16 protein-coding genes and 1 tRNA gene are annotated in these 14982 nt (G+C 66.7%); 8 read left to right on the forward strand and 9 right to left on the reverse strand.

Annotated elements, in window-relative coordinates:
- Positions 1-11: 11 nt before the first annotated feature.
- Both NL2_RS08530 and yghU read right to left on the reverse strand, forming a co-directional pair.
- Positions 12-86, reverse strand: a tRNA-Gln gene (locus NL2_RS08530).
- 91 nt (positions 87-177) lie between these two features.
- Complete coding sequence (gene yghU / locus NL2_RS08535; RefSeq protein WP_068073731.1) at positions 178-1056, reverse strand: glutathione-dependent disulfide-bond oxidoreductase; 879 nt, start codon at positions 1054-1056, stop codon at positions 178-180.
- Between the two features lie 87 nt (positions 1057-1143).
- On the opposite strand from yghU, the gene NL2_RS08540 reads away from it, so the two are divergent.
- On the forward strand, positions 1144-2187 hold the full coding sequence (locus NL2_RS08540) for a DNA topoisomerase IB (RefSeq protein WP_068073732.1): 1044 nt from the start codon (positions 1144-1146) through the stop codon (positions 2185-2187).
- 10 nt (positions 2188-2197) lie between these two features.
- On the opposite strand, the gene NL2_RS08545 is transcribed toward NL2_RS08540, so the two are convergent.
- Positions 2198-3301 carry a branched-chain amino acid aminotransferase gene (locus tag NL2_RS08545; protein WP_068073734.1) on the reverse strand — a complete coding sequence of 368 codons (1104 nt, stop codon included), beginning with the start codon at positions 3299-3301 and terminating at the stop codon, positions 2198-2200.
- 447 nt (positions 3302-3748) lie between these two features.
- A complete protein-coding gene (locus NL2_RS08550; RefSeq protein ID WP_068073736.1) occupies positions 3749-4288 on the reverse strand; it encodes a hypothetical protein in 540 nt (179 codons plus the stop codon).
- On the opposite strand from NL2_RS08550, the gene NL2_RS08555 reads away from it, so the two are divergent.
- From NL2_RS08555 to NL2_RS08570, 4 genes are all read left to right on the forward strand, one after another.
- A complete protein-coding gene (locus tag NL2_RS08555) occupies positions 4287-5069 on the forward strand; it encodes a TlyA family RNA methyltransferase (protein ID WP_068073738.1) in 783 nt (260 codons plus the stop codon). The two genes, NL2_RS08550 and NL2_RS08555, sit on opposite strands and share 2 nt — an antisense overlap.
- Positions 5070-5202: 133 nt before the next feature.
- Positions 5203-5757 carry a TspO/MBR family protein gene (locus NL2_RS08560; RefSeq protein WP_068073741.1) on the forward strand — a complete coding sequence of 185 codons (555 nt, stop codon included), beginning with the start codon at positions 5203-5205 and terminating at the stop codon, positions 5755-5757.
- Positions 5758-5861: 104 nt separating this feature from the next.
- Complete coding sequence (locus NL2_RS08565) at positions 5862-6140, forward strand: accessory factor UbiK family protein (protein ID WP_068073743.1); 279 nt, start codon at positions 5862-5864, stop codon at positions 6138-6140.
- A gap of 109 nt (positions 6141-6249) precedes the next feature.
- Positions 6250-6558: a hypothetical protein gene (locus NL2_RS08570; protein WP_068073745.1), complete on the forward strand. Its 309-nt coding sequence runs from the start codon at positions 6250-6252 to the stop codon at positions 6556-6558.
- Positions 6559-6588: 30 nt separating this feature from the next.
- Here NL2_RS08570 and NL2_RS08575 read toward each other — a convergent pair whose 3' ends face one another.
- Positions 6589-7947: a sensor histidine kinase gene (locus NL2_RS08575; protein ID WP_169799492.1), complete on the reverse strand. Its 1359-nt coding sequence runs from the start codon at positions 7945-7947 to the stop codon at positions 6589-6591.
- Positions 7948-8039: 92 nt separating this feature from the next.
- The gene (locus NL2_RS08580) at positions 8040-9248 is read right to left on the reverse strand and encodes a trans-sulfuration enzyme family protein (RefSeq protein ID WP_068073747.1); all 1209 of its coding nucleotides are present in this window, start codon (positions 9246-9248) and stop codon (positions 8040-8042) included.
- Positions 9249-9383: 135 nt separating this feature from the next.
- Between NL2_RS08580 and NL2_RS08585 the strand changes: the two genes are divergently transcribed.
- Entirely contained in the window at positions 9384-10700 is a 1317-nt protein-coding gene (locus NL2_RS08585; protein WP_068073750.1) for a phospholipid carrier-dependent glycosyltransferase, read from the forward strand.
- Between the two features lie 64 nt (positions 10701-10764).
- Here NL2_RS08585 and NL2_RS08590 read toward each other — a convergent pair whose 3' ends face one another.
- The 3 genes from NL2_RS08590 to recO are packed head-to-tail and all read right to left on the reverse strand — an operon-like array spanning position 10765 to position 13577.
- Complete coding sequence (locus NL2_RS08590) at positions 10765-11886, reverse strand: glycosyltransferase (protein WP_084355984.1); 1122 nt, start codon at positions 11884-11886, stop codon at positions 10765-10767.
- Positions 11887-11899: 13 nt separating this feature from the next.
- A complete protein-coding gene (gene leuB / locus NL2_RS08595) occupies positions 11900-12958 on the reverse strand; it encodes a 3-isopropylmalate dehydrogenase (protein ID WP_068073754.1) in 1059 nt (352 codons plus the stop codon).
- 7 nt (positions 12959-12965) lie between these two features.
- A complete protein-coding gene (recO, locus tag NL2_RS08600; RefSeq protein WP_068073994.1) occupies positions 12966-13577 on the reverse strand; it encodes a DNA repair protein RecO in 612 nt (203 codons plus the stop codon).
- 115 nt (positions 13578-13692) lie between these two features.
- On the opposite strand from recO, the gene apaG reads away from it, so the two are divergent.
- Together apaG and NL2_RS08610 are read left to right on the forward strand one after the other, a co-directional pair.
- Positions 13693-14091: a Co2+/Mg2+ efflux facilitator ApaG/CorD gene (gene apaG / locus NL2_RS08605; RefSeq protein WP_068073756.1), complete on the forward strand. Its 399-nt coding sequence runs from the start codon at positions 13693-13695 to the stop codon at positions 14089-14091.
- A 19-nt stretch (positions 14092-14110) separates the two neighbouring features.
- A complete protein-coding gene (locus NL2_RS08610; protein ID WP_068073758.1) occupies positions 14111-14914 on the forward strand; it encodes a LysR family transcriptional regulator in 804 nt (267 codons plus the stop codon).
- Positions 14915-14982: the final 68 nt, after the last annotated feature.

A 14982-nucleotide genomic window follows, 5' to 3' on the forward strand; every position in this document is an offset into this window, starting at 1 on the left:
TCGGGGAACGCTGGCTGGGGCGGCAGGATTCGAACCTGCGGATGCCGGTACCAAAAACCGGTGCCTTACCACTTGGCGACGCCCCATCAGCGAGGCGCGCTTATAGCGCCGCCGATGCGGAGCGCCAGCCCCCCAACATCAAGCCCCGAACATCAGGTCTTCAGCATCAGCCTTTGCTCAACTCTCGGCGGGTTCGAGCTTGTCCTGCGTGCGCAGATCGAAATCGGAAGCGTCGTGGCGTTCGCGCAGCTGCTGGTCGAGCGGCCCTTGTCCGCGGTTGACCATGCGCCCGCGCTGCACCGCCTTGCGCGCGTCGATCTCTGCCACCCAGCGGCCGACGTTCGCGTACTCGTGCAGCGACAGGAACGTCGCGGCATCGCCATAGGCTTCGCCGCGATAGAGGTTGCCCAGCCACACGTACGCCGCGATGTCGGCGATGGAGTAGTCGTCGCCCGCCAGGAATCGCGCTTCGCCCAGCCGGCGGTCGGCGACCGAGAACAGGCGCTTGGTTTCCATCGCGTAACGGTCGATCGCGTATTCGATCTTGAACGGCGCGTAGTGATAGAAATGCCCGAAGCCGCCGCCCATGAACGGCGCCGAGCCCATCTGCCACATCAGCCAAGACAGGCATTCGGCGCGGCCCTTGGCCTCGGTGGGGATGAACGCGCCGAACTTTTCGGCCAGATGCAGCAGGATCGCGCCCGATTCGAACACGCGGATCGGCTCGGGGCCGCTGCGGTCGAGCAGCGCGGGAATCTTCGAATTGGGATTGATCGCGACGAAGCCGCTGGAAAACTGGTCGCCCTGCCCGATGTTGATCAGCCACGCGTCGTACTCCGCGCCCGCGTGCCCCGCGCCAAGCAGTTCCTCGAACAGGATCGTGGCCTTCTGGCCATTGGGCGTGGCGAGCGAATAAAGCTGGAACGGATGCTTGCCGACGGGCAGCTCCTTGTCGTGCGTCGGGCCGGCGATCGGGCGGTTGATACTGGCGAACTGGCCGCCGTTGGCCTTGTCCCAGGTCCAGACTGCGGGGGGGACGTATTCGGCTTCGCTCATCGCAACGCTCCTGTGGATCGTATGTGTTGCCGCCTAGATGCGGTCGCCCCGGCGGAACCGCAAGGGTCATCCGTTCGTTCGCCGAACATGGACAAACCCATACCCCCCGCTTCGACCCGCGCCGGCAAGCACCGGCTGGTGTTTGTCGACGATTCGTTGCCCGGCCTGACTCGGCGCAAGGCGGGGCGGGGCTGGGGATACTGGGACGCGACCGGCAAGCGCGTGACCGATCGTGACGAGATCGACCGCCTGAACGCGATCGGCCTGCCGCCCGCCTATGTCGACACATGGTTCTGCCCGGCGGGCAACGGGCATATCCTGGCGACGGGGATCGATGCCAAAGGGCGCAAGCAGTATCGCTACAACCCCGAATTCCGCGCCGCCAAAGAGGGCGAGAAGTTCGATGGCTGCGCGCGCTTCGGCCGCCTGTTGCCGCTGGTGCGCAAGCGCGTGGATGACGATCTGAAAGCCCCGGGGCTGACGCGCGAACGCGCCATCGCCTCGATCATGCGGCTGCTCGATACCGGCGGGATTCGCATCGGCAACGAAGCGTATGCCAAGGCCAATGCCAGCTTCGGCGCGACCACGCTGCGCATGCGGCATGCGGCGATCAAGGGCAGCACGCTGCGGCTGCGGTTCAAGGCCAAGAGCGGCAAGGACCGCGAGATGCGCATCACCGACAAAAGCCTGGTGCGGTTCGTGCGCCGGATGCAGGATCTGCCGGGCCAGAACCTGTTCCAGTATCTCGATGATGACGGCGTGGCCTGCCCGGTCGGCTCGACCGACGTGAACGATTACTTGTGCGAGACGATGGGCGAGCATTTCACCGCCAAGAATTTCCGCACCTGGACCGCCAGCGCGCTGGCGCTGGAACTGCTGGCGGGTGCCACGGCGCCGCTGTCGCTCAAGGACCTGCTGGCGGATGTTTCAGACCGGCTGGGCAACACCCCCGCCATCGCGCGCAAGAGCTATGTCCATCCCGCCGTGCTGGCGCTGGTCGACAGCCAGGAGAAGTGGCGCAAGTCGCTCAAGCTGCCGCGTGGCACGCAATGGCTGACCCGCCATGAGCGCGCGCTGATCGCGCTGCTGGAGAACGGGCCCGCCGCCGCCAAACTGCTGGCGGCTGCGTAAACGCTGCCGTTCAGTCGAGCCGCATCACCCAGCCTTGCGGATCGGGTGCTTCGCCGCGCTGGATCGACACCAGCCGGTTGCGCAGCTTCTGCGTGAGCTGGCCCGGTCCGCCCGATCCGATGGTGAATTCGCCATGCTTGCCGGCCACCGTGCCGACGGCGGTGACCACGGCGGCGGTGCCGCAGGCGAATGTCTCGATCAGCCGGCCCGATGCGGCATCGGCGCGCCACTGTTCGAAGGCATAGCGCTCCTCGCGCACGGTCAGCCCTTCCTCGCGGGCGAGCGCGATGATGCTGTCACGGGTGATGCCGGGCAGGATCGTGCCGCCCAGCGGCGGGGTGAGCAGGCTGCCGTCGTCGAACACGAAGAACAGGTTCATCCCACCCAGTTCCTCGATCCACTTGCGTTCGGCGGCATCGAGGAACACCACCTGGTCGTGCCCGCGCGCGATCGCTTCGGCTTGCGGCACCAGGCTGGCGGCATAGTTGCCGCCGCACTTGGCCGCGCCGGTGCCGCCGGGCGCGGCGCGGGTATAGTCCTCGCTCACCCAGATCGACACTGCCGGTGCGCCGGACTTGAAGTAATTGCCTGCCGGGCTGGCGATCACCAGGAAGCGGTACTGCTGCGCGGGGCGCACGCCGAGGAACGCTTCGGATGCGAACATGAACGGGCGCAAGTACAGCGATCCGCCGTCGATCGGGGGAAACCAGTCACGGTCGGCGGCGACGATCTGGCGCACCGCTTCGACGAACGTTTCCTCGGGCAGTTCGGGCATCGCCAGTCGGCGGGCCGAGGCGTTGAAGCGCGCTGCGTTGGCATGCGGGCGGAACAGCGCGGTGCCGCCATCGGCGAGGCGGTAGGCCTTCAGCCCTTCGAAGATTTCCTGCGCGTAGTGGAGCACCGCCGTGGCCGGATCCATGCTGATCGGGCCGCGCGGACCGATGGTGGCATCATGCCAGCCACGATCGATGTCCCACTCGATCGAGACCATGTGGTCGGAGAACACTTTGCCGAAGCCGGGATCCTGCAAGGCCAGCGCGCGCGTCGCGCCGGGCACGGGCGAGGGATGCGGCAGCCGCGAAAATGTAAGGGCAGGGTCGGCGAGCGTCGCCATCGTTCGGAATCCTTCTGAGCGCGTCGGTAAGCCCAGTCGCCGTGAACGATTGTTGCGTGAAAAGCAAGCTTATCGAAATAAATGTGAAGGGCCGCCCCGGCAAACCGGAGACGGCCCTTCGCATGGTCAGCGGCCGGAAGTGCCGCCCACGAAGCCTTTATCGCTTACCTTGCGGAACTCAGCGATAATGCTCCGTCGTGGACTGCTCCGACCTCTGTGCTGAACCATGAGACATCGGATCACCTCCTTTCGCGCTGTTGAGCCAAAGTACCGCGTTGCTGCGGCTCGGCCGATCAGGGCGGGGCCCTGCGTCGACCTTGTGCAATATGTGAATCATCGCGCGCACAACAACAAGTCTTGCAAAGAAATATATTGTCGTCAGTATCGGGCTTTCGCGCTCCTCGCAGCCGGGCTTCGGGTCACCAGGGATCACCGGCACCGCAAGGTTCAGCGGCAATCCTCCACCACCCGGGCCGGTTCGCTCCATGCGGGCACGTACAGCGTCTGCAATCCGCTGGCCTGCACGGCAATCCGCCCACGGCTGAACGCGATGGCATCGAGCAGCGGATCGCGCGCGGGCAGGGTGACGGCCAGCATGCCCGCCGTGCCGCCCGCCGCGACAGGATCACCCTGAAAGGCGCGCCCGCCTGACGTCGTCTGCACCGTGACAGGGACCGGACCCGCGGCGGACCCGCGGCGCAGCAGCGTGACCGTGGCGCGCGTGCGATCGCAGCGCAGCGCCATCAGCGGGGCTTCGGTCCCTTGGGCGAACGCGGCGATCGAACCGTTGGTTTCCGGGCGCCAGCTCCAGTCGCCCGCCGTGATCGGAGCATCGCGCCAGTCTGCCGGCGGTGGCGGTGCCGGGCGCGCGGGGACCGGGCGGGGAGCCTGGGTCGGGGCCGGGCGCGGCGCCTGACGCGGTTCCCCGACGCAACTGCCCAGCATGGCAATTCCGGCAAACGACAGGATCAGGCGGTTGATCTTCATGCCCCGGGTATGGGATCAACCGCGCGTGACCTCAACCCCGCGCCCGCAAAAGAAGATCCGTGCCGACCAGTTGCTGGTCGAGCGCGGCCTGGTCGAAAGCCGCACCCGCGCGCAGGCGCTGATCCTTGCCGGGCTGGTGTTCAGCGGCGAAACCAAGCTGGCCAAGGCGGGCCAGCCGATGGCCGCCGATGCCGCGATCGACGTGCGCGGACGCGACCATCCGTGGGTTTCGCGCGGCGGGATCAAGCTGGCCCACGCGATCGCACACTTCGCGCTCGATCCCGCCGGGGTCACCGCGATGGACATCGGCAGTTCGACCGGCGGGTTCACCGACGTCCTGTTGCAGGGGGGCGCAGTCCACGTGTTCGCGGTTGATTCGGGAACGAACCAGCTGGCGTGGAAGCTGCGCCAGGACCCGCGCGTGACCGTGCTGGAGCAGACCAGCGCGCGGCTGCTGACCCCGGCACAGATCACCGCCCCGGCCCATTGGGTGGTGTGCGACGCCAGCTTCATCGCGCTGGCCAAAGTGCTGGAAGTGCCGCTGGCGCTGGCGGCGCGGCCCACGCGGCTGGTGGCGCTGATCAAGCCGCAGTTCGAAGTAGGGCGCGGCGAAGTGGGCAAGGGCGGGGTCGTGCGCGATCCCGCGCTGCATGTCCGGGTTTGCGACAGTGTGCGCGAATGGCTTGAGGCGGGCGGCTGGCAGGTGCAAGGGGTGGTGGAAAGCCCGATCACCGGGCCTGAGGGCAACGTGGAATTCCTGATCTCGGCATTTCACGCGTGACGCTGCATCGGTTCGGTTGCCGTCCGCCGTCTGCCGGCAGATTGCGCGGATGCGGTGCGATCGGTTGCCAGCATGGCTGGGGCCAGCCAATATCCGTTGCGAATCAAACAAGGGCGCGTCCGTCAGGTCCAGCATGCGATATCTAGCTTCCCCTGCGCAATTGCGCGCCAGCCTGCTGCGATGGTCGTTGTTCACGGTCCCCGTGGTGGTGGCGGCGGGATTCCTGTCGGGCCGCGCTGCCGGCAGTGGCCCCGGCAATGTCTGGTTCGATGCGCTGCACAAGCCGGCGATCTATCCGCCGCCCGCCGCGTTCGGCATCGTCTGGACCGTGCTGTACGTGATGATCGGCATATCGCTGGCGGTGATCGCTTCGGCGCGCGGCGCGTCCGGGCGCGGGTGGGCGATCCTGGCGTTCGCGATCCAGCTGGCGCTGAACCTGGCGTGGAGCCCGCTGTTCTTTTCGGCCCACCAGGTGACCTGGGCCATGTACCTGCTGATTGCGCTCGACGTGATGGTGCTGGTCACGATCGTGCTGTTCGCGCGCATCCGGCCGCTCGCGGCATGGCTGCTGGTGCCGTATTTCGGCTGGGTGCTGTTTGCCACCGTGCTCAACTGGCAGTTCCACGTCGCCAATCCCGATGCCGAAACGCTCGGCAATTCGGGCGCGGCGGTGCGCGTCGAGCTTTGAAGCCCTTGCGGCCCGCGCCGCACCGCCCCATCTAGCGGCGGTTCCACAGCGCGCCCGCCCCGACCGGAAGTGGGGTTGGCGGCGCACCAGCAGAAGGCCCCGACATGCAGAGCGAAAACCCGATATTTGCCGATTTCGCCAAGCTGCTAAACAGCGCAGCCGGGACCATCGCCGGCATGGGCCGCGAAGCGGGCGAAACGGCGCGCGAGAAAGTGCGCGAGGCGTTCGGCGGCATGGATTTCGTCAGCCGCGAGGAATTCGACGCAGTGAAGGACATGGCCGCTGCGGCGCGCGAGGAAGTGGAATCGCTCAAGGATCGCATCGCCGCGCTCGAAGCGGCGGCGGCGCCAAAGGCTGCGGGCGGGGCCAAGACCAGCGACTGAACGCAGCTTGACCCAGGTTCAGTCGATCGGCGGAACTCAAAGCGCGTTCAATGGGTTGCCTGTTTCAAGCGACGGTGTCCCGCCGATCGCGCCAAAGGCAGACCGACCCGTGTTCACCCAGCTCAACCCGACCATCCCGCTGCACGTTCTGGGCAAGGGCCACGGTTATGCCATCGGCATGATCGATTATGGCCAGGAACATAACCTCATCTGGGTCACCGCCATCGACGACACCGGCGAAATCTGGTGCGCGCCCAATGCCAAAGTCCGGCTGGGCAAGAACTGGACGATGGGCCGCGCCGAAAGCCAGCTGATCGCGCAGGACAAGGCCGATGGCCGGATCGATGCCCAAACCGGCGCCGATGCGAATGCCACAGGCGATCTGTGCGAAGATTGCGCCGACAGGGTGCCAGGTTAGCCAGTCCTGACCGAACCGCGCAATCGGGCGTCAGGCCAGTTCGCGCGCCGCCTGTGCCGAACAGGACAGCCGCCAGACCAGACCCTGGGGATCGTAGTCGAGCGAGACATCGGCTTCGAGCGATCGGGCCGGAATGTCGCGGATCAGGGTCGTGCCGAACCCGCTGCGGTCTGGCGCCTGCACGGTCGGCCCGCCGCTTTCGCGCCAGACGATTTCGAACGCATCGTCTGCGGTTTCCTGCCATTCGATCACCACGCGACCGCAGCCCTGCGACAGCGCCCCGAACTTGAGCGCATTGGTCGCCAGTTCGTGCAGCGCCATGCCGATGATTTCGGCGGTGCGCGGGCTGAGATCGAAAGCGTGGCCCGACAGGTTGATCTGGTTGCCCGCGTCGCTGCCGAGCACGGACAACTGCGCCTCGGCCAGCTCGCGCACCGGGATGTTCGACCAGCCCCGGTTCACCAGCAGGTTCTGGTTTGCGGCAAGGCTGGAGAGGCGGCTTTCGAACCGGGCGACGATATCGGGATGTTCGCGCGCCGACCGGCGAGCCAGCGCCTGCACCACCGCGAGCATGTTCTTCGAGCGGTGATTGACCTCGAGCAACAGGATGCGGACCTGTTCCTCCTTGTCGAGCAGTTCGGTCACGTCGGTGTTGGTGCCGAACCAGCTGGTCACCGTTCCGGCATCGTCGCGGATCGGTTGGGCGCGCGACAGGAACCAGCGATACGTGCCGTCCTTGCCGCGCAGCGGGAACGTGTCTTCCCAGACCGCGCCCGATTCGAAACTGCGTTTGAGCCGCAAGACGACCTGTTCGACATGGTCGGGATGATGGACCGATTGCCATCCCCATCCCTGCATGTCTTCGAAATTGGTGCCGGTGTAATCATACCAGCGCTTGTTGTACCATGTGATCGCGCCGTCCGGTGCAGCGATCCACGCCAGTTGCGCCATGTTGTCGGCCAGCATCTGAAACCGGTTCTTGGCCTCCAGCGCCTGGGTCTGCGCATCGAGGTAGGGCCCCGCGTCGCGAACGCTGGCGCTGGCCGCGACGATGGCCCCGCCGGCATCACGGATCGGGGAGACCGTGATCGAAACGCGCACCGATGTGCCGTCCCGGCGAGTACGCTCGGTAAAGAACGCTGTAACGAGTTCGCCGCGGAACACTTTTGCGAGGATTTCGTCCTCTTCCGCCTGCCGGTCTGCGGGAATCAGCAGGCGTACGGACTGGCCGATCATATCGGCCGCCGGATAGCCGAACAGGCGCTCAGCAGCTCGGTTCCAGCTGAGGATATGGCCGTCGAGCGTCTTGCTGAAGATCGCATCGTCCGATCCCTCGACGATTGCGGCAAGGTGGGCGGCGGCTTCGATCGATGGCGCGCTGTTGATCATTCTGGCCAGTATGGCCGCGAAGTATCTGACAGGAAAGGGGGCCCGCCCGCTATTTTGGGTCCGCTACTTTGACTACGTCATCGAACAGGCCATCACAGCCCGGCCGCCGTCAGTGCGCGGTCGAGATCCTCGATCAGGTCGTCGGCATCTTCCAGCCCCACGTTGAGTCGCAGCATGCCTTCGGACACGCCCATGTCCTCGCGCGCTTCGGGTCCGACGCCGTGGTGCGTGGTCGATGCCGGGTGACACATCAGCGAACGCGAGTCGCCGATGTTGTTCGAGATGTCGATCAGTTCCAGCGCGTCGAGCAGCTTGTACGCCTGCGCGCGTCCGCCATCGAGCACGATCGAGAAGATCGCGCCGCAATCGTCCATCTGCTGCGCGGCCAGGTTGTGTTGCGGGTGGCTGGCCAGCCCCGGATGCAGGATGCGCGGCACGCGGCCTTCCACGAACTGGCCGACCTTGCGCGCGTTGGCGCTTTGCTGCGCCACGCGCAGTGACAGCGTTTCGAGACCCTTCAGCACCACCCAGGCGTTGAATGGCGAAAGGTTGGGGCCGGTGTTGCGCTGGAACGGCAGCAGCTTGTCGTTGATGAATTCCTCGCTGCCACACACCGCACCGGCCAGCACGCGGCCCTGGCCGTCCATCAGCTTGGTGGCGGAATAGGCGACGACGTCGGCGCCGAATTCCAGCGGGCGCTGCAAGGCGGCGGTGCAGAACGCGTTGTCGACCACGCTGGTGATCCCGTGCGCGCGCGCCAGCCCGCACACAAACGCCAGATCGACGATGTCCATCGTCGGGTTGGCCGGGGTTTCGAAGAAGAACACTTTGGTGTTGGGCCGGATCGCGGTTTCCCACGCGGCATTGTCGCGCGCATCGATCACGGTGGTCTCGATCCCAAAGCGCGGGCACAGGCTGTCGATCAGCCAGCGGCATGATCCGAACGCGGCCTTGGCAGCCACGACATGATCGCCCGCCGAAAGCTGGCACAGCAGCGCCGCGGTCATTGCCGCCATGCCGGTCGCCTGCGCGCGACACGCCTCGGCGCCTTCGAGCAGCGCGATGCGTTCTTCCAGCATCTGCACCGTCGGGTTCTGCAGCCGCGAATAGGTCATGCCCTCGGCCTCACCGGCAAAGCGCGCAGCAACCGTGGCGGCATCGTCGTAACAATAGCCCGAGGTGAGGAACAACGCTTCGGACGTCTCGCCCATTTCCGAACGCCACGTGCCGCCGCGGATCGCGCGGGTTGCGGGGCGCCATTTGGCGGTGATCGAACGGTCCTGGCCTGCGGTGCGTTTCATGGTTGTCGCCTCTATTGCGCAGCGCAGGCTTGCGCAAGCTGGAGGGCGTGAGTTGGGGCGCTCAAGCCAGAGGGTGGAGCGCGCGCAGCGCGGCGTTGCGCGCCAGCTGTCAAAACCCTATGGCCGCGCCTGCCCATGACCGTGCGACCTTTCACCATCGAACCGTCCCGCGATCCGCTGCGCTGGTGCGCAGGCCTGACGGCGGTGTTCCTGATCATCGTGCTGCACCGGCTGGGCCTGCCGTCCAAGCCGATGTTCGACGAGATTCACTACCTGCCCGCCGCGCGCAACATGCTGGCGCTGTCGAGCCGGCTCAACCCCGAACACCCGCTGCTGGGCAAGGAGATGATCGCAACCGGCATGGGGCTGGTCGGCGACAACGCGTGGGGCTGGCGGCTGCCGTCGGCGCTGCTCGGCACGCTGGGCCTGTTCGCGGCGATGCGGGCGCTGTGGTGGGCCAGCCTTTCGCGCCAGGCGACGCTGCTGTTCGGGGTGTTCCTGGCGACCGACTTCGTGTGGTTCATGATCTCGCGCATCGCGATGCTCGACATGGCGATGGCGGCGATGCTGGCGGTGGCGTTCTGGCAATGGGCGCTGGCGTGGCGCATCGGTGCGGACAGGCCTGCGCGCGCCCGCCTGCACCTGGCGCTCGCCGGGGTGTTCCTGGGCCTGTCGCTGTCGGCCAAGTGGAACGGCATTCCCCTGGTGGTGACGCCCGGCTTGCTGTTCGCAGCGCAACGCTGGATCGCGCTCAAGGGCCGCAGGGCGCAGCTGCTGACTGCGCGCGATGCCGGGCCGGTGCCGGGGGTATCGCTGCTGGAGGCGGCGTTCTGGCTCGGGTCGGTGCCGCTGCTGGTGTACTTCGCCAGCTTCGCGCCGATGTTCTTCTACAAGGTCCAGCCGATGACGCTGGGCGGCATGCTCGAATTCCAGCGCTACATGCTCCAGTTGCAGGACAGCGTGGTCAAACCGCACCACTACATGAGTCAGTGGTGGCAGTGGGTGTTCAACTTGCGCCCGATCTGGTTCTTTTATGAGCAGTCGGACGGGGCGCAGCGCGGCGTGCTGATGCTGGGCAATCCGTTCTCGATGCTCGCGGCGCTGCCGGCCGTCCTGCTGTGCCTGTGGGACGGCATCCGCCGCAACGGATCGCTGTGGCAACTGCGCGGTGGCGTGGCGCTGTTCTATGCGCTGTCGCTGGTGTTCTGGGCGCTGAACGGCAAGCCGGTGCAGTTCTATTACCACTACATGCTCGCCAGCACTTTCGCGATGGCCGCTCTGGCGCTGGTGCTGGGCGAGTGGTGGGACCTGGCGATCCGCTGGCCGGGCAAGATCGCGCTGGCGATGAGCGTGGGGATGTTCGTGTGGTTCTACCCGATCATCTCGGCCGCCATCCTGCACGACGGCCGCAATTCGTTCGAGACGTACACGTGGCTGGACAGCTGGCGATAGCGAACGCCCGCGTGGGTGTGGTTCAGGTAGGCCTGGATGTCGTTCAGGTAGGGCCCGGCGCCCGCTAGTACCGGCCCCACACGAACCGCGACGAGAGCGCGTAATTCCACACCGAACCGATCACGATGCCCACGATCGCGGCGGGATATTCGTGCATGCCCATTCGCACCAGCGCGGCGGCGGCGCCGACGTTGGCGAGCAGCCCGACCGAGCAGGTCAGCGCGAATCTGGCCCAGCCTTTCAGCAACGGCAGCGTGCCGCGCAGGCGTTTGTCCGAATAGGTCAGCTCGTTGTTGAGCACGAAGTTGAAGGTCATCGCGACCATCGCCGCGCTGGTCTGGCCGATGACGAAGGCGACTTCCTTCGAATAGCGGTTGAACGCAAAATCGGCGCCCAGAATGTGCAGCACCGTGGCCAGCACGATCATGTGCACCACCACGCCGATCGCGCCGATCGTGCCGAACAGCGCGAACCGGGTCGGGATGATCCGGCCCAGCCACTTGTCGTACAGTCCGACCAGGAATTCGAACGCGATCGTCTGGTCGAGCTTGCTTTCGCCCTCGGTGCGCGCGGCGAACGCCAGCGGGAATTCCTTGACCCTGAGCGGCGCGTCGACCGTGGCCATGATGTCGAGCAGGATCTTGAAGCCCACGCCCGACAGGCGCGGCGCATCGGCGCGCAGGGTTTCGGTGCGCAGCAGGAAGAACCCGCTCATCGGATCGGTCAGTTCGACGCCGGTGACCTTGCGCGCCAGCGCATTGGCAAAGCCCGAGGCCTTTTCCCGCTGCGGCTGGTTCCAGTCGACCATGCTGGCGCCTTCGGCAAAACGCGAGGCGACCGCGATGTCGAATTCGCCGCCCGCAACGGCGGCGTACATTTCGGGAATCAGCGCCGGATCGTGCTGCAGATCGGCGTCCATCACCGCGACCAGCGGCGCGGCGGTGGCCAGCATCCCCTCGATCGCGGCGGAGGCAAGACCGCGCCGGCCGATCCGCTGGATCACGCGGATGCGCGGATCGTCCTGCGATACGCGGCGGATTTCGTCGGCGGTGCCATCCTGGCTGTTGTCGTCGACGAAGATGGCTTCCCACGCGAGGCCGGCCAGCGCGGCATCGAGCCGCGCCACGACCGGGACGATGTTCGCGCGCTCGTTGAGCGTGGGGAGGATGACGGCAAGCTGGATCATGAAGGGCGCGCCCTTACAGTCTTGCGAGCACCGCGTCACCTATTTCCGCCGTGCCATGCTGCCCGCCAAGGTCGCCGCCGCGGATTCCGTCGGCCAACGCCCGCCCGACCGCCGCTTCGATCCGCGCCGCCTGTCCCTCCAGCCCGAGCGAATGGCGCAGCAGCATTGCCGCCGACAGGATCGTCGCCATCGGGTTGGCCAGCCCCTTGCCGGCGATGTCCGGCGCGCTGCCGTGGATCGGTTCGTACAGCCCGAACGTGCCGAACGCGGTCTGCCGCTCGCCCAGCGAGGCGGACGCGAGCATCCCGATCGAACCGACGCACATGCTCGCCTGATCCGACAGGATATCGCCGAACAGGTTGCCGGTGACGACCACGTCGAACTGGCCGGGATTGCGCACCAGCTGCATTGCGGCGTTGTCCACGTACATATGCTCCAGCGCCACGTCGGGGTATTCGCGCGCGGTCTCGATCACCACGTCGCGCCACAGCTGCGAGGTTTCCAGCACGTTGGCCTTGTCGACCGAACACACGCGCTTGGCCCGGCCCTGCGCCGCGCGGAAGGCGACGTGCGCGATTCGGCGCACCTCGTCTTCAGCGTACGACATCACGTCATAGCCTTCGCGGCGGCCATCGGCGGTGGTGCGCATGCCCTTTTCGCCGAAATAGACGTCGCCGTTGAGTTCGCGCACGATGACCAGGTCGATCGCGCGCGCGATTTCGGGCTTGAGCCCGGAAGCATCCTCCAGCCCTGCGAACATCCTGGCCGGGCGCAAGTTGGCGAACAGCGTCAGTTCGCGGCGCAAGCCCAGGATCGCCTGTTCGGGGCGCAGCGCGCGTTCCAGCGAATCGCAATCGGGATCGCCGACTGCGCCGAACAGGATCGCGTCTGAACCGCGCGCGAGGTCGAGCGTGGCGGCGGGAAGCGGATGGCCGTGCTGCTTGTAGGCGGCACCGCCGACCGGTGCGTCCGCCATTTCAAGTCCGGGCAGGTGCAGCGCCTCGATCACGCGAACCGCTTCGCGCGTCACTTCGGGGCCGATGCCGTCGCCCGGTAGAACCGCAATCTTCATGTCCGTCTCATTCCCCGGAAATTCGCCTGAGCCGATCCATCAGGATCGCGCGCGCCGCCATAACATCGCGCTGGCGATCGGCAAGCAGGTGGGTGCTGATCGCGATGCCCTGCCGGTCGAGCCGTGCCAGCAGCAGCGGCCAGTCCTCGCCCGGCGGTGGGGCGGCGGACGCGCGCGAATAGCCCAGTTCGCGCAGCAGCAGCGCCTCGTAGGCGACCAGCGCGCCTGCCCAGCCGCGTGCCGATGGCGCATGGCAGATCGCGTCGAGCAGCGCGCCGAGCGCGGAGTGGAGCGCGGGGTAGGGATGGCCCTCGGGCAGCGTCGATGCGGTCAGCGCGCTCGACCAGCCGATCGCGGCATTGGCCAGCGGTTCGCCCAGCCAGGGCCCGCGGCTTTGTTCCAGTTCGACTCGGGCGGACGGCAGCTGGTGATCGCTGCGCACATGGATTTCCGCCGCCAGAATGTTGCCGGGGACCAGCACGGGGCGCAATTGGCGGCCACGCGCGCCAGCAACATAGGCGGCGACCAGGCCGTGTCCCGCAGTCAGCATGCGCACCACCGCGCCGTGTTCGCCATGCGCGCGAACGGCGCAGAGGATCGCGGGTTCGCGGATGTGCATGGCGGCGATGTGGGACGACGGCACAGCCACGGCAAGCACCGAAATCGGCGACCGGTTCGGCAAATGATCGATTCTGCCATTGGAACGGGCACCGTTTCGCGGTAACTTCATCATCATGAAAGCGCTTTTCCAGCATGCCGCCATCACGGACGGCGTCACCGTGCGCGTTGCGGTCAACTATCTGCCCGAACAATCGCGGGTGGATGCGGGCAAGTGGTTCTGGGTCTATCACATCCGGATCGAGAACGGATCGGATCAGCCGGTGCAGCTGATCACGCGGCACTGGCGGATCACCGATGGCCGCGGAATGGTCAACTTCGTCGATGGCGACGGCGTGGTCGGCGAACAGCCGCTGCTGCGCCCGGGCGAAGCACACGATTACGTATCGGGTTGTCCGCTCGGCACACCGCACGGCAGCATGGAAGGGCACTACACCATGCAACGCGCCGACGGTTCGCTGTTCGAGGTTTCGATACCGTTCTTCCCGCTCGCCGCACCCGCCACCGCCGACTGAGCGCGAGGGACCTGACCACATGAAGCGGACCCACCTGCCGCTCAATGGCTTGCGCGTGCTCGATGCAGCGGCGCGGCACTTGTCCTTCACCCGCGCGGCCGACGAACTGGCCGTGACCCCGGCGGCCGTCGGCCAGCAGATCCGCGCGCTGGAAGACCTGCTGGGCGTGGTTCTGTTCCGCCGCACGCCCAAAGGGCTGGAACTCACCGACGAAGCCAGCAGCGGGCTCGACGCGGTGCGCGAAGGGTTCCTGCGCTTCGAGGAAGGCGTGCAGGCGATCCAGGCGGGGCAGTCGAGCCATGTCTATACCATCGCCTGCCCGCGAGATTTCTTCGCGGCGTGGCTGTCGCCGCGCCTTGCCGCGTTCCGGGCCGGCAACGAGCACATGCGCTTCGCACTCGTCGGCGGCGACGGCGATGCCGATTTCACCGAAGCCAACCTCGATCTGGCGGTGCGCTGGGCCGAGGGACCGGGCGAACTGGAAGGCCTGCCGCTGGGCACCACCGATCTGGTTACCGTGGCGGCCCCGGGCGCGGGCGAGGATGCGCCGTGGATCGGCTGGCCGGGGGATTCCTGTCCCGACGGGCAGGGCGTGGAAGCCGGCTTTTCGGTCGGCGACGCCGGGACCGCGATCAGCGCGGCGGTGGCGGGCCTGGGCAAGGCGCGCGTGCCCGCGCTGTTGGCGCAAGCCAGCCTGGCGAACGGGTCGGTCATCGCGGTCGGAACGGGCTGTGCCGGCCGTCGCAGCTACTGGCTGGTCGCGCCTTTGCCACAGTGGCGTCAGAAGAAGGTCAAGCTGCTGGTGGCGGCCCTTACAGAATAGTCAGGTACGCAAAGACAACCCCGTGTAATTTTTGAAGTTTTGACACCTGCGCTTAACGCCCGGTTTAC

Origin of the sequence: Novosphingobium lentum NBRC 107847 (genome assembly GCF_001590965.1) — a bacterium.
Lineage (GTDB): Bacteria > Pseudomonadota > Alphaproteobacteria > Sphingomonadales > Sphingomonadaceae > Novosphingobium > Novosphingobium lentum.